Genomic DNA, 15,343 nt, shown 5'->3' with positions numbered 1-15,343 from the left:
AGGCGCTGTGAGCGCCCCCGCGGAGGCGGTCGGCGTGGTGGGGGCGGTCCGGCGCCCCCGCCTGCTGGCCGGCCCGTACCGCACGGCCACGGTCGGGATCCTGCTCGTCGTCACCCTGCTGGCGTTCGAGCAGATGGCGGTCGGCACGGCGATGCCGGTCGCGGCGCGCGAGCTGCACGGCCTGTCGATGTACGCCTGGGGTTTCACCGCGGTCTCCATCAGCGGGCTGATCGCCAACGTCCTCGCCGGCGGCTGGGCGGACGCTCGGGGGCCCGCCCTCCCGCTGTTCACCGGGATCGCGGTGTTCGTGACCGGACTCGTAATCGCGGGCACCGCCCCCGGGATGACCTGGTTCGTCGTGGGGCGCACCGTCCAGGGGTTCGGCTCGGGCCTGGCGGTCGTCCCGCTGTACGTCATCGTGGCGCACGTCTACCCGGAGGAGTCCCGGCCGAAGGTGTTCGCGGCGATGTCGGCCGCGTGGGTCGTGCCGTCGCTGGTCGGCCCGTCCGTCGGCGGGCTCGTCGCCGAGCACGTGGGTTGGCGCTGGGTCTTCCTCGGGCTGGTCCCTCTCGTGGTCCCGGCAGCGGTCATGCTCGCGCCGGTCCTGCGCGGCTCACGGACGCACGGCTCGCTCCCCCGGGGCCGTACGCTCGCCGCCGTCGCGCTGGCCGCCGGCGCCGCCCTCCTGCTCTGGGGCATCGACCACCGCTCACCGCTCGCGCTGCTCGGCCTGGCCGCGCTCGCGTACGGGCTGCGGGTCCTGCTGCCGCGCGGCACGCTGCGCCTCGGCCGGGGCCTGCCGACCGCGATCGCCATGCGCGGGCTGCTCATGGGCACGATGGCCGGGACGGAGGCGTTCATCCCGCTCGCGCTGATCACGCGGCACGGCTTCAGCCCCACGGCCGCCGGGGTCGTGCTCACCTCCGGGGCTCTCGGCTGGAGCGCCGGCTCCTGGTGGCAGGGCAGGTTCACGGACGCGTCGCGGGCGCGGTTCGCGGTACTCGGCGCCGTCCTGCTCGCCATCGGCGTCGCCGGGATCACGCTGGCCCTCTACACCTCCGGCTGGGCGGCCGTCCCCGCCTGGATCGTCGGCGGGGTCGGAATGGGCATGGCCTTCCCCACCCTCAGCGTCCAGGTGCTCAGCTTCTCCGCACCGTCCGAGCAGGGCGTCAACTCCTCGGCTCTGCAGATCAGCGACACCCTCGGCTCGTCGCTCGCCGTCGGCGTGGCCGGGGCCCTCGTCAACGCCGCGGGCCTGGGAGCCGGGCTCGCCTGGACCCTCGCCATCGGCCTCGTGGCGGCCGCGGCCGCCCATCGTGTGGAGGTCTCCCGTGCTTGAGTTCGCCCTTCCCCCGACCCTCGAGGCGCACGAACCCCCGCCTCGCCGCGACGCCGTCCGCCTCCTCGCGGCCACCCGGGACGGCGTGACCCACCACGCCTTCACCGACCTGCCCGACCTGCTCCGGCCCGGTGACCTGCTCGTCGTGAACACCTCGGCCACCCTGCCCGCCGCCGTACGCCTCGACCGCATGGCCGTGCACTTCTCCGGTCCGATGCCCGGCGATCCGGACTCCTGGCTCGTGGAACTGCGGCTGCGGACCGGCCGCGCGACCGAGCCGTACGCCGGCGGATGCCCGGGCGAGTGGTTCCCCCTGCCCGGCGGCGCGACGCTGACCCTCCTGGACCGCTACACGCCCCGGCTGTGGCGGGCGCGCCTCGACACCGACGTCGAGCCGTACCTCCGGCGACACGGCGTGCCGATCCGCTACGGCTACGTCGACCACGACCAGCCGACCACCGCCTACCAGACCGTCTTCGCCGACGCCGTCGCCATCGACCGCGACTCGGGCAGCGCGGAGATGCCGAGTGCGGCACGTCCCTTCACCCCGGAACTCGTGACCCGTCTGGTGTCCCGGGGCGTGCTGGTCGCGCCGCTGACCCTGCACACCGGCGTGGCGTCGCCGGAGAAGGACGAGCCGCCGTACCCGGAGCGGTACGACGTCCCGGCCACGACGGCGGCGCTGGTGAACCACGTTCGTTGGGAAGGTGGCAAGGTGATCGCCGTGGGCACGACAGTCGTACGGGCGCTGGAGACCGCCGTCGCCGAGGACGGGTTCGTCCGCGCGGCACAGGGCTGGACCTCGCACGTGGTCACCCCCGAAGAAGGCGTACGGGTGGTGGACGGCCTGCTCACCGGCCTGCACGAGCCGCGCTCATCGCACCTGCGGATGCTGACCGCGATCGCCGGCGAGGACCTGCTCGAACGCGTCTACGCCGAGGCCCTGGCGGGCGGCTACCGCTGGCACGAGTTCGGGGATCTCAACCTGCTGCTTCCGTGACGAACGATCTTCGTTCCGGCATACGATCTGATTTCGGCCCGCACGCAGGATGGCTCTCGAACGCCGGATGAACCTCCGGTGGGCGCGGGCGGGCCGGGCCGCGAACAGGCGCGGAACCCCTGGTGTCCGCATGGTGGACCGCCGCGCGATCCGCGATCAGAGCCAAGTACCGTGGTGAACAGCATGAATGCCAAGACGCGCACACTGCTCATCACGCTCACCGGCCGTGACCGTCCCGGAGTCACGTCTCGCCTGTTCAGCATCCTCTCCGCCTTCCCCGTGGCCGTCGCCGACGTCGAGCAGGTCGTGATCCGCGGCCGTCTGGTCCTCGGCGTGCTCGTCTCGTACGGCCCGGACACCGACGTCGGGCGGGTCTGGGCGGCGGCCGAGAAGATCGCCGCCGATCTCGGGATGGAGATCGAGCTGGCCACCGGCACCGGCACCGGCAACCCGCGCCGCCGCGGACGGTTGCACGTCACCATCCTCGGCAACCCGCTCACGCCCGCCGCGATGGCCGGGATCGCGGGCCGCGTCGCCGCGCACGGTGCCAACATCGACCGCATCGAGCGGCTCGCCCACCACCCGGTCACGTGCATCGAGATGGACGTCTCCGGCGCCGACCCGGACGGCCTGCGCACCGCGCTCGCCGCGGAGGCCGCCGAGCAGCACGTCGACGTCGCCGTCCAGCGCGGTGGCCTCGCCCGCCGGGCCAAACGGCTCATCGTCATGGACGTCGACTCGACCCTCATCCAGGGCGAGGTCATCGAGTTCATCGCCGAGCACGCCGGGCTGGCCGGCCAGGTCGCCGAGATCACCGAGGCGGCGATGCGCGGCGAGCTCGACTTCGAGGGCGCGCTGCGCGAGCGGGTCGCGATGCTCGCCGGTCTCGACGAGAGCGTGCTGGAGAAGGTCCGCGACCGCATCGAGTTCTCCCCGGGCGTGCGCACCCTGGTCCGTACGCTCAAGCGCCTCGACTACAAGTTCGCGATCGTCAGCGGCGGGTTCACGCAGATCACCGACGCGCTCGCCGCGGACCTCGGCATCGACTACACGGCCGCCAACGTCCTCGAGGTCGAGGACGGCAAGCTCACCGGCCGCCTCGTCGGCCCCATCATCGACCGGGCCGGCAAGGCCGCCGCCCTGCGCCGGTTCGCGGTCGCCGCGGGCGTGCCGGTCAGCCAGACCGTCGCGATCGGTGACGGTGCCAACGACCTCGACATGCTCGCCGCCGCCGGGCTCGGCATCGCCTACAACGCCAAGCCCGTCGTACGCGAGGCCGCCGACACGGCCGTCAACGTGCCCTACATGGACACCATCGCCTTCCTGCTCGGCATCTCCCGCGAGGAGATCGACGCCGCAGACGCCGAGGACCCCGACCTCCCCTGAGCTGACATCGGAGACGTTCGGCGCCGAAGGCAGGGCCACCCGCAGCGCTCCGGAACGCTCGGCGCCGGAGACGCAGCCGCCCGGAGATCGCCCTCTGAACGGCGCCGCCCCGGGGAACCTCAGGCAGCGTCGACGCGGACGGCGTTTCGCAGGCGTTCGGCGTCCGAGACGAGGCCGCGCAGCGCGTGCCGGGCGGCCGCGACCTCGACCAGGGAGCGGCGCAGCGTCGTGACCGCGTCCGTGCCGACGCCGCTGTCCAGTTCGTCGCGGCGGCGGCGCGTCAGCTCCGCCAGGTGCTGGTCGTACTCGTCCAGCAGATCGTCGAGCCGTAGTTCGGCGTCCGTCCGCTCGTCCGACAGCACGGCGTCGGCGCCCTCCTCGAGGTGGTCGGCGACGCGTTCGAGGATCGCGGACAGCGGGCCGGGATCCGACCGGTCCTCTTCCTGCAGCGCGACGAGGGCCCTCAGGTCGTCGCGGAACCGCCGCCCTTCCACACCGACCTGGCGGAGCCGCCGGATGAGGTCGTCCGGCGGCACCGGTTCGCGGCCGAGCCCGGTCACCGACTCCTCCACGCCGGTCGCCGCCGCCGCTGCGTCCTCCGTACGGCGGCGGATCGACACCTCGTGGTCCCCGTCGAAGCGGGCCGCGACGGTCCGCGCCAGCCGGGCGTGCGTCCGCATCAGCCGCGCCAGCCGGCCGGGCAGGAGGCCGATCGTGCCGGCCGGCCACAGCACGCGCGCCGCGACGAGCGCGAAGAGCCCGCCGACGATGGTGAGCCCGATCCGCCACCCGGCGGCAGACCAGCTCATCGGCTTGGAATAGTCGACCAGCAGCATGATCATCGGGGTGGCGAACGCCATCCAGTGCCCGTGGTTGACCGGTCGTACCGTGAAGCCCAGCGCCGCACCGATGAAGACGAGCACGATCAGGGTGCTCTGCTGCGGCACGAGCGCGAGGGCCAGCGCGGCGACGATCGCGCCGATCGCCGTGCCGCCGATCCGCTTGACGACCCGCGAGACCGTGTCCCCGTACGAGTCGCGCAGGCTGACGACGACCGTGATCGTCAGCCAGTGCCCGTGCGGCAGCCGCAGCGCGGTGGTCACGGCCATGGCCACCGCGATCGCCACACCCATGCGCGTGGAGTATCGGAAGCCCGGTGAGCGCGTTCGGACGGCCTCACGGAACCGGGCCCAGCCGCCGGTCGGCCGCTCCGGGAGGTGCGGTGAGTCGAACCCGATCTTCAGGCCCGGGGCGATGATCTTCCGGGCGCCGTCCACCCTCTCGGCCATCCGGGAGACCAGCCTGCGGACCTGGACGACCAGCGCCGTCTCGATCAGATAGTCCGGCTCCGCCAGCCACGCCAGGCGGAGGTCCTCGGTCATCCGGTTGAACCGCTGCAGCGCGACCGGCTCGTCGGCGCCGAGAGGCGCGCCGCCACGCGTCTCGATCGCCCCGGCGACCAGCCGCAGCCGGGCGGCGATCGCCGCGACCGCGACGCGGCGCTCCTGCTCCCACTCCTCCGGCGGGGGCGCCTCCAGGGCCGCGTCGTGCAGCATCTGCAGTGCCACGGCCTCGTCCATCACGCGGACGAACGCCTCGATCAGCCGCTTCGGGCGCTGGTGGTCGTCCCGGCCGCCCGACAGGTACAGCCCGTAGGTGGCCCGCGCCTTCCTGATCGCCTCGTACGCCCGGCGGCGGCGCCGGGTCCACTCCCCGCTCGGCGACTCGGGGTCGGCCAGGACGTCTAGGGCGGCGGCCACCGCCGCGCCCGCGTCCGCGAGCGCCGTCCGCAGCGGCTGCAGGCGGTGGGTGAGGAGGGGGACGACCATGACCAGGGCCACGAACAGCCCGCCGATCATCTCCATGAAGGCGTTGGACACGGCCGGGCTGCCCGGCGGCCGCACCGTGGCGACGACCGTGCACAGCGTCGCCGTGACGCCGAGCCAGGGGATGGCCGCCGCGAGCGCCGCGACGACGGGCACGACCGCGACGGCGAGCCAGCCGTGCCCGGACAGCAGGCCGCCGAACAGGGTGGAGGCCGTCACGACGATCACCGCCGCCAGCAGGGCGCGGGCCCGGGCGCCGTATGGGCCCTGCGGCGTCGTGTTGACGACGAAGAACGCCCCAAGGGCCGCCAGCCCGCCCTGGGCGGGATGGCCGGTCACCGTGCCGATCACGAGGGGCGTGGCGATGGCGATGGACGCGACCGCGCCGTACATCCACGACGGGCGCCCCTCGGACTCGGCGTACGTCTCCCGCAGCCAGGTCAGCGATGACCGCAACCCTCGCTCCCCCCTGTCCGGAATCTCCTGCTCTACTACAGCACGACGGCGGGGGGCCGTACTACAGCACGATGCCGGGGCCCGCGCGGCCCCGGCATCGTCAGACGGTCAACAGGAGGCTGGATCGGGGACAGCCCCCTGCACGGCTTACAGACCGCCCGAGTTCAGCAGCAGGTTGGGAGTTCCGGCCGGGACGCCGCTGACCGCGTCCTTGACCGCGTGCGAGGTGATCCACTTGGTGACGGCCGACTCGGAACCGTCGCCGTTCGCCTCCTTGTAGAGGGCGGCGACGCCGACGACGTGCGGGGTCGCCATGGACGTCCCGCTGATCGTCTTGGTGCCGCCGTTCAGCCAGTCGGAGGTGATGTCCACGCCCGGGGCGTACACCTGGACGCACTTTCCGAAGTTGGTGAAGCTCGCCGAGGCGTCGGTCTTGTCGGAGGCGGCGACGGCGAGGACGCCGTTCGCCCCGGACGGCGAGCCGTTGCAGGCGTCGGCGCTCTCGTTGCCGGCGGCCACCGCGAGGAACACGCCCGCGCCGGTGAGCTTCTTCGCCGCGTTGTCGATGGAGGTGGACTTGGCGCCGCCGAGGGACATGTTCGCCACGGACGGCTTGGCGGCGTGCTGAGCCACCCAGTCCATGCCCGCGACCACGTCCGCGTCGGTGCCGGAGCCCTGGCAGTCCAGCACGCGGACGGCCTTCAGCGTCACGTCCTTCGCGACGCCGTACGTCTTGCCGCCGATCGTGCCCGCGACGTGGGTGCCGTGGCCGTTGCAGTCCTTGCCGTCACCGCCGGTCGCGTCGTAGCCGACCGCGGCGCGCCCGCCGAAGTCGGAGTCGGACGTGTCGATGCCGGTGTCGATGATGTACGCGGTGACGCCCTTGCCGGTGTGCTTGTAGGTGTACTTCTTGTCGAGACCCTTGGCCGCGTCGAGGCGGTCCAGCCCCCAGTCCGCGTTCGACTGGGTCTCCATGGTGTGGACGGTCGTCGCCTGCGTGACCTGGGCGACGTTCGGGTCCCGGCGCAGGCGGTCCAGTTGCGCGGCGTCGAGGCGGGCCGAGAAGCCATTCGTGACGGCGGTGAACACGTGGGTGATCGAGCGCTGCGGCACCCGGTTCATCGCGTCGGAGCGCCGCGCGGCGCCGGACTTGACGGTGACGATGTACTGACCGGACGCCGCACTGCCCTGGGCGGCGACCAAGGGCGCCAGGGGCGTGGCCGACGCGGCAGGGGCGACGGCGGCCATCGGCAGTGCGAGGAGCGGGAGGAATGCGAGCCTCTTCACGACCTCTCCGTTCGTTCGGCCCCATCCGGATCTCGGATGCGGCAGGCACGGGCCATCCGATGGCCCGACCGAACGACGCCGGCTCCCCGCCGTAGGTCCGGCACGGTCCCCTGCCTGACGTCCGTCCGCAGGTTAGAGATCCGGTCGGGGCCAATGGCACCCCTATGACGTTCCGTAACTGGCGTGACTGGATTCCTTACGGCCAGTCGCGGACGCTGTGATCAGTACGATCAAGGGTGTCGCCGATGCGAGTACGTGGCCGGATCCGGCCACTTTGTAAACCGGCAAGTAACTGTGAGTGTCACCACGCTGCGTCCTCGCGCGACTCGGCTCCGTACCGGCCGGACCTCGAGGAACGCCGCGTACGAAAGGCTCGGTGAGCAGACGGCGACGACCGTCGAACCTCGCTCGATGCGTTCAGCGGGCTTCTCGCCCGGCCTCGCCCGCGTCAGTGGGCGCGCGGAGTCCAGTACGCGGTGAGGCGGCCGATGCCCGGCCACAGGTCGGACCAGTCCCCGTCGAACTCGATGACCGCCGTGGCCGCCGTCGGGAACCGCTCGGCGGCCGCACTGCCGAGATCGAGCACGAGCCGGTGCATCGACGGGTTGTGGCCGACCAGCAGCAGTGTGCCGGGCTCCTCGTGCTGGGCGCGCAGGAGGTCGAGGATCGCCTCGGGATCGTTGTCGTACACCCGCTCCTCGAAGTCGACGGGGGCGTCGATCCGGAGCTCCTCGAGCGTCTGGCGGGTGCGCACGGCGGGCGAGCAGATCACCCGGTCGGGAACGCGGCCGGCGGCCCGCAGCTCGTCGCCGGCCGCCCGCGCGTCGCGCCGGCCGCGGGCCGCCAGCGGGCGCTCGAAGTCGGGCGTGCCCAGAGGGGAGTCGGCTTTGGCGTGCCGGAGCACGATCAGCGTGGGCATCAGAGGCGGTGGTGCGGCGAGAAGATCACGGCGATCAGCATGAGCACAAGGACGATCGCGACCATGATGCCGACGAGGACGGCGAACCCCTTGGCGCCGGACGGCTGGGACTTCTGCATGCCTCCAGTCTGCCGTGCCCTCCGCGTGCCCCGACCACACCCCGCCCCAGGGGAGGAGACACGCTGGTCGGCGGGCGCACCCGGAGGTGCGCGGTGAATCGCGGCCCAGGAAGCGACGGCGGAGAGGCCGGCCCGGACGGGCCCGCGCCTCCCCGCGAATCGTCGGCATGTTCAGCCGGCGCGTCCGTGCCTCGGCACGGCGGCCCGACGTACCGGAACGATCAGTTGAAGTGGAGCAGCTTGAAGTTCAGGCCCACCGTGCGGTGATTCTGGAAAACGATCCGCTGGTGGGCCTTGAACTTCACCTTCCTGCCGTCGTCCCGCCGCACGAGGTACCCACTGTGGTTCCCGGCCTTGATCACCCGCACCAGGCGGTTGGGCATCCCGACATTCGTCCGGTGACCGGTGGTGCACTCGTGGGACGTCGGCTTGCTGGTGACGTACCAGGTGTTGAACACCTTCGAGCTGCAGGGCACGTCCGCGTGGGCCGGGGACACGAACGCCCCCAGCGCCAGCGCGGCGACTCCCGCAGTCGCTGCTCCACCGGCGATGAGCCGTTTGATCATCGAATCCTCCTCGTTGATCTTGCTCCCCTGAGGGGAAGCGACGATCTTGAACGGCCAGGGGTTCCACGGAGTCGTGAAATTTGAGCTGGAGACGCGGAGAGGGCCGGACGGTGGTCCGTCCGGCCCCCTCTGCCCTTCTTTCCAGGGTTGGCTCAGGTCACGACGCCTTGGCGGCCGCGGCCTCCTCCTCGTCGGTGGTGTCGGCGCCGCCCGGCGTCTTCGCGTCGCCGCTCTCGACGGCCGGTTCGGTCTCCCCGCCGATGGAGGAGGTCCGGCGCTTCGACACGACGATGGCGCCGACGATGATGCCGACCGAGACGACGGTGACGATGATCCGCAGCGCGGCGTTCGCGGCGTACGTGACGACGGCCTGGGCGATCAGCAGCGAGACCAGGTTCATCACCTTGATCAGCGGGTTGATCGCGGGGCCGGCGGTGTCCTTGAACGGGTCGCCGACCGTGTCCCCGATGATCGTCGCCTCGTGGGCCTGAGAGCCCTTGCCGCCGAGGTTGCCCTCTTCGACGAGCTTCTTGGCGTTGTCCCAGGCGCCGCCGGAGTTGGACAGGAACACCGCCATCAGCGCGCCCGCCGCGATCGCGCCCGCGAGGTACGCGCCGAGCGGCGCGTACCCGAGCGCGAAGCCGACCGCGATCGGCGTCATGATCGCCAGCAGGCCCGGCGTGGCGAGCTCGCGCTGGGCGTCGGCGGTGCAGATGCTGACCACCCGGTCGTAGTCGGGCTTCTCGGTGAAGTCCATGATCCCGGGCTTGGTGCGGAACTGGTTGCGCACCTCGACCACCACGCGACCGGCCGCGCGGCCCACCGCCATGATCGCCAGGCCGGAGAACAGGAACACCACCGAGGCGCCGATGAGCAACCCGATCAGTACGTTCGGGTTGTCGACGCCGAGGTTGAAGTGCTGGAAGGTCGGCCCTAGGGCCTTCTTCACACTGTCGTTCGCCCCGCTGAGCTCGTTGACGACCGTCGTACGGAACGAGCCGAACAGCGCGGTCGCGGCGAGCACCGCCGTGGCGATGGCGATGCCCTTGGTGATCGCCTTGGTGGTGTTGCCGACCGCGTCGAGGCTCTCCAGGACGCTCGCGGCCTCGCCCTCGACGTCGCCGGACATCTCCGCGATGCCCTGGGCGTTGTCGGAGACCGGGCCGAACGTGTCCATGGACACGATCACGCCGACCGTCGTCAGCAGACCCGTACCTGCCAGCGCGACCGCGAACAGCGCGACGGTCGTGTTGTTGAAGCCGAGGAGGAACGCGCCGTACACGGCCGCGCCGATCACCAGCGCGGTGTAGACGGCCGACTCCAGGCCGAGCGAGATGCCGGACAGGATGACGGTCGCCGGGCCCGTACGGGCGCTGTCGGTGACGTCCTTGACCGGGCGGCGGTTGGTCTCGGTGAAGTAGCCGGTGAGCAGCTGGATGGCGCTGGCCAGCACGATGCCGACCAGTACGGCGCCGAGGGCGACCCAGCGCGGGTCGACGTCCGCGAGGTTCGAGTCGCCGCTGATCGAGGCGTTGGCGCCGTGCAGCTTGGCGAACGAGTCGGGCAGGTACAGGAACGTCGCCACCGCCACCGCGATCGCGGAGATGATCGCCGAGATGAAGAAGCCCCGGTTGATCGCGCTCATGCCCGACCGGTCCTTGGCGCGCGGCGCGACCGCGAAGATGCCGATCACCGCGGTGATCACGCCGATCATCGGCACGATCAGCGGGAAGACCAGGCCCTCGGTGCCGAAGGCCACCCGGCCGAGGATGAGGCTCGCGACGAGGGTGACCGCGTACGACTCGAACAGGTCGGCCGCCATGCCGGCGCAGTCGCCGACGTTGTCGCCCACGTTGTCGGCGATCGTGGCGGCGTTGCGCGGGTCGTCCTCGGGGATGCCCTGCTCGACCTTGCCGACGAGGTCCGCGCCGACGTCGGCGGCCTTGGTGAAGATGCCGCCGCCGACCCGCATGAACATCGCCAGCAGGGCCGCGCCGAAGCCGAAGCCCTCGAGCACGCCCGGGGCATGACCCTTGTAGGCGAACACGACGACGGCGGCACCGAACAGGCCGAGGCCGACGGTGAACATTCCGGCGACGCCGCCGGTGCGGAAGGCGATCCGCATCGCGACCTTCTCGCCGCTCTCCCGCGCCGCCGCGGCGACGCGGACGTTGCCGCGCACGGCGAGCCACATGCCGGTGAATCCCGTGACGCCGGAGAACAGCGCGCCGACGACGAAGAACACCGATCGGCCGATCTTCACCCCGGTCGACTCCGCTGGAAGCAGGAGCAGCAGGAATGGGATGAGGACCACGAAGATGCCGACCGTGCGGAACTGGCGCTTGAGGTACGCCAACGCGCCCTCTTGCACCGCCCGCGCGATTTCCTGCATCTTCTCGGTGCCCTGGCCCGCCGCGAGTACCTCGCGGACCAGGACACCTGCTACGGCCAGCGCCAACAAGGCGATCACACCGACAACGACCACCAGACTCAGGTCGCTGCCGCCGAGATTCACCTCTGCACTGGCCTGGGCGGGCAGGGAAAGCCCAGACATGCATCCTCCTCGACAGCCGCGTTCGATCCGGTCGCCCCGGGGGTGACCGGCCACCGCCACGCGTCGGGCGGGGCAATGGTGCCGGGAGTCTACGCAGGCGTAGCCGGAATTAGAAGCCTGCTCGGTTGCTTAACAGTAATGCGACCGAGATGTGACACTCGCTGCACCAGAAATTAATCCTACGCCGCTAGCGAGGAGCATCTCCGCTGGTCAATCGCGACTTATACGGCAAACCACTTCTTGATCAAAAAGCCGTCCATAAGGGGCGATCATGATTAGGACTGCGAAAACTGGGAAAAGTGTAACTCCCGTATAAAGCAGAGACCCCCGGGGCCGCGTCTCACGCGGCCCCGGGGGTGGGGACGTCCATGCCGGTCGGTCGCCGCCGACCGGCGGCCGGCTCAGTCCTTCTTGACCGGCCAGCTCATGGTGATCTCGACACCGGAGGGCGTCGACGTGATGTCCACGTCGTCGGCCAGACCCGCGATAACGGCGAATCCCAGGTTGAGATCGCCGTTCAGCTCCGCGAGGTCCACTGACGACTCCGGGACGCCGCTGCCCGCCGGATCGTCGTCGGGCACACGGTCGGTCACGACCACCTCGAACCGATCCGCGCCGTCCCGCAGCTCCACGCGTACGGGCTCCTCCGGGCACTGCTGGCGATGAGCCTCCACCGCACGGGAGCAGGCCTCGCCGACCGCCAATCTCACCTCGTCGAGCAACGTCTCTTCGACCCCGCCCCGCCGGGCGACGGCGGTCGCGATCAACCGGGCGGTGCGGACATGGGCCGGCAAGGGGCTGAAAGTGAGCTCGACGGTGGCTGTCTCGGGCGCCATCCCGGCCCTACTTCTGCTTCTTGCGGTGCTCTCGCGCGTCGTCGACCGAGTCGAAGATGCCGAAGACCTTGGTCAGGCCGGTGATCCGGAAAATCTTCAGGATGCGCTCCTGCGTGCAGACGAGCTCCAGCGAGCCGTCGTGCGCCCGTACCCGCTTGAGCCCGCCGACCAGCACCCCGAGGCCGGTGGAGTCGAGGAACTCGACCTTCTCCATGTCGACGAGGAGGTGGTACTTGCCCTTGTTCACCAGGTCGATGAGCTTTTCGCGGAGTTTCGGCGCGGTGTAGACGTCGATCTCTCCCTCCACGTTGATGACGGTGAGGTCATCGTCGGTGGTGTAGTCGTTCACCTTCAGGTCCACAGATCCTCCTGCGCCGTGCCGCGTATGGAAGTCGGGGCCATGGCACCCCGCCGTGATTCAACCACGCTCCGCCATCGTGTCTACACGAAATCACCACACAGGGCGACCCTGCCCAGCGTGACGCGCCCTCGTGCGAGCAGGGGGTAGCACGGATGACGGTCCATGCGTTGTGCCCAGGATGCCAGACTGGAAACCTCCGCATGGCGAACCACTTTCAACCGAAGGGGTGACGCAGGCCATAGGTACGGACTCCGCACTCCCCCCTGATGACGGCACCTCGGCGGCCAACGGCTCGCGCGGGCGCGCCCCCTTGATCCTGCGCCGCCTGCGCGACGACCCACGCCGCCACGGCCGCATCACCCACGTTCAGAACGTTCCCGCAGGTGAAGGCCGCACCGCCGACTGGCCCGCCTGGGTGCCGCCGCTCCTGGTCGAGCGCCTGCGCCTGGCCGGCGTCGAGCGGCCCTGGGAGCACCAGGCGCGGGCGGCCGAGCTCGCGCACGCGGGCCGGTCTGTGATCATCGCCACGGGCACCGCCTCGGGCAAGTCCCTGGCCTATCTCATGCCCGCTCTGGAGGCCGTGTTCGGCGGCGGCTCCGTGCTCTACCTCGCGCCGACCAAGGCCCTGGCCGCCGACCAGCTCCGCTCGCTGCGCGGCCTCAAGCTCGCCCAGCTGCGCGCCGCGACGTTCGACGGCGACACTCCGGCCGACGAGCGCACCTGGGTCCGCCAGTTCGCCGACTACGTCCTCACCAACCCCGACATGCTGCACCGCACGGTCCTGCCCGGCCACGCGCGCTGGGCCCCGTACCTGCGGCGGCTCCGCTACGTCATCGTCGACGAGGCGCACGGCTACCGCGGGGTGTTCGGCTCCCACGTCGCCCAGATCCTCCGGCGGCTGCGGCGCGTCTGCGCCCGGTACGGCTCGGAGCCGGTGTTCATCCTCGCGTCGGCGACCGCCTCGGACCCGGGCGCCTCGGCCTCCCGGCTGACCGGGGTCGACGTCGCGGAGGTGGCCGAGGACGCCTCGCCGCGCGGCGCGACGTCGTTCGCGTTGTGGGAGCCGCCGCTGACCGAGCTGCGCGGCGAGCACGGCGCCCCCGTACGCCGCACGGCCACGGCCGAGGCCGCCGACCTGCTCGCCGACCTCGTCATCGAGGACGTGCAGACCCTGGCCTTCGTACGCTCGCGGCGCGGCGCGGAGGCGGTCGCGCTCGGCGCCAAACGGGCCCTCGCCGAGGTCGCCCCGGACCTGCCCGCCCGCGTCGCCGCGTACCGGGCCGGCTACCTGCCCGAGGAGCGACGGGCGCTGGAGAAGGCCCTGCGATCCCGGGAGCTCGTCGGGCTCGCCTCCACCAACGCTCTGGAACTCGGCGTGGACGTCTCCGGGCTCGACTCGGTGATCATCTGTGGCTGGCCCGGCACCCGCGCGTCGCTGTGGCAGCAGGCCGGCCGCGCGGGCCGCTCCGGCCAGGACGCCCTCGCCGTCCTGATCGCCCGCGACGACCCCCTCGACACCTACCTCGTGCACCACCCGTCGGCGATCTTCGGCACGCCCGTCGAGGCGACCGTCCTCGACCCCGACAACCCGTACGTCCTGGCCCCGCACCTGTGCGCCGCCGCCGCCGAACTCCCGCTCACCGAGAAGGACCTGCCGCTCTTCGGCCCGTCGGTCAAGGATCTCCTGCCCGACCTCGTACGCCGCGGGCTCCTGCGGCACCGGCCCACCGGGTGGTACTGGACCAAGCGCGAGCGCGCCACCGACCTGGCCGACATCCGCGGCGCCGGCGGCCCGCCCGTCCAGGTCGTCGAGGCCGCCACTGGACGCCTCCTCGGCACCGTCGACGAGCCGTCCGCGCACACCACCGTCCACCAGGGCGCCGTCTATCTCCACCAGGGTGAGTCGTACGTCGTCCAGACCCTCGACCTCGAGGACTCGGTGGCGTTGGTCGAGGCGGCCGACCCCGACTACACGACCACCGCCCGCGACGTCACCGACATCTCCATCCTGGAGACCCTGCGGTCGACGTCCTGGGGCGAGGCGACCCTGTGCTTCGGCACCGTCGAGGTGACCCAGCAGGTCGTCTCGTACCAGATGCGCCGCCTCGCGAGCGGCGAGGTCCTCGGCGAACGCCCGCTCGACCTGCCGCCCCGTACGCTGCGCACCCGCGCGGTCTGGTGGACACTGCCCGACGAGGCGCTGCGGGTCCTGGGCGACGCCGACGTCGGCGGCTCGGCGCACGCCGCCGAGCACGCCTCCATCGGCCTGCTGCCGCTGTTCGCGACCTGCGACCGCTGGGACATCGGCGGCGTCTCCACGGCCCTCCACCCGGACACGGGCCGGATGACGGTGTTCGTGTATGACGGCCACGACGGCGGCGCGGGCTTCGCCGAACGCGGGTACGAACAAGCCGGACGCTGGCTGCGCTCGACCCGCGAGGCCATCGCCGACTGTGAGTGCGACCACGGCTGCCCCTCCTGCATCCAGTCGCCCAAGTGCGGCAACGGCAACGATCCGCTGGACAAGCAGGGCGCGCTGGACCTGCTCGACGCCCTGCTGAAGCAGGCGCCCTCCCGCTGATCACGCGGCCGTTCCCATGCTCCGGCGTCGTGATTTCTTCGGCTCGATCATGTGCTACCGGGTCGACGCTCGGTGACCGCTGTGGCAGTGGTGGCCCCTGTTGAAGCGGTCCA

General features: G+C 71.5%; 11 protein-coding genes. 4 read left to right on the top strand and 7 right to left on the bottom strand.

Annotated features, from left to right (window positions below; genetic code table 11):
• Positions 1-7 precede the first annotated feature (7 nt).
• From ACYVF7_RS01300 to serB, 3 genes are all read left to right on the top strand, one after another.
• Entirely contained in the window at positions 8-1,339 is a 1,332-nt protein-coding gene (locus tag ACYVF7_RS01300) for an MFS transporter (RefSeq protein ID WP_460333523.1), read from the top strand.
• A complete protein-coding gene (locus ACYVF7_RS01295) occupies positions 1,332-2,339 on the top strand; it encodes an S-adenosylmethionine:tRNA ribosyltransferase-isomerase (protein ID WP_460333521.1) in 1,008 nt (335 codons plus the stop codon). Before ACYVF7_RS01300 ends, ACYVF7_RS01295 begins: the two co-directional genes overlap by 8 nt.
• Positions 2,340-2,522: 183 nt before the next feature.
• The gene (gene serB / locus ACYVF7_RS01290) at positions 2,523-3,725 is read left to right on the top strand and encodes a phosphoserine phosphatase SerB (protein ID WP_460333518.1); all 1,203 of its coding nucleotides are present in this window, start codon (positions 2,523-2,525) and stop codon (positions 3,723-3,725) included.
• Between the two features lie 119 nt (positions 3,726-3,844).
• Here serB and ACYVF7_RS01285 read toward each other — a convergent pair whose 3' ends face one another.
• The 7 genes from ACYVF7_RS01285 to ACYVF7_RS01255 form a co-directional block, all read right to left on the bottom strand.
• Entirely contained in the window at positions 3,845-6,007 is a 2,163-nt protein-coding gene (locus ACYVF7_RS01285; RefSeq protein ID WP_460333515.1) for an FUSC family protein, read from the bottom strand.
• A 147-nt stretch (positions 6,008-6,154) separates the two neighbouring features.
• On the bottom strand, positions 6,155-7,294 hold the full coding sequence (locus tag ACYVF7_RS01280; RefSeq protein ID WP_460333512.1) for a S8 family peptidase: 1,140 nt from the start codon (positions 7,292-7,294) through the stop codon (positions 6,155-6,157).
• 448 nt (positions 7,295-7,742) lie between these two features.
• The gene (locus ACYVF7_RS01275) at positions 7,743-8,213 is read right to left on the bottom strand and encodes a SixA phosphatase family protein (RefSeq protein ID WP_460333509.1); all 471 of its coding nucleotides are present in this window, start codon (positions 8,211-8,213) and stop codon (positions 7,743-7,745) included.
• A gap of 340 nt (positions 8,214-8,553) precedes the next feature.
• Complete coding sequence (locus ACYVF7_RS01270) at positions 8,554-8,898, bottom strand: hypothetical protein (protein WP_460333506.1); 345 nt, start codon at positions 8,896-8,898, stop codon at positions 8,554-8,556.
• Positions 8,899-9,055: 157 nt separating this feature from the next.
• Positions 9,056-11,452: a sodium-translocating pyrophosphatase gene (locus ACYVF7_RS01265; protein ID WP_460333503.1), complete on the bottom strand. Its 2,397-nt coding sequence runs from the start codon at positions 11,450-11,452 to the stop codon at positions 9,056-9,058.
• A 401-nt stretch (positions 11,453-11,853) separates the two neighbouring features.
• Positions 11,854-12,288, bottom strand: a complete 435-nt coding sequence (locus ACYVF7_RS01260) for an ATP-binding protein (RefSeq protein ID WP_460333500.1) — start codon at positions 12,286-12,288, stop codon at positions 11,854-11,856.
• A gap of 7 nt (positions 12,289-12,295) precedes the next feature.
• Entirely contained in the window at positions 12,296-12,649 is a 354-nt protein-coding gene (locus ACYVF7_RS01255; RefSeq protein WP_252843406.1) for an STAS domain-containing protein, read from the bottom strand.
• Between the two features lie 310 nt (positions 12,650-12,959).
• On the opposite strand from ACYVF7_RS01255, the gene ACYVF7_RS01250 reads away from it, so the two are divergent.
• The gene (locus ACYVF7_RS01250; RefSeq protein ID WP_460357736.1) at positions 12,960-15,230 is read left to right on the top strand and encodes a DEAD/DEAH box helicase; all 2,271 of its coding nucleotides are present in this window, start codon (positions 12,960-12,962) and stop codon (positions 15,228-15,230) included.
• Positions 15,231-15,343 lie beyond the last annotated feature (113 nt).

The organism is Actinoallomurus acanthiterrae (genome assembly GCF_054775715.1).
Note: the sequence above shows the minus strand (reverse complement) of the source record. Positions and strands in the feature narration are given on the sequence as shown.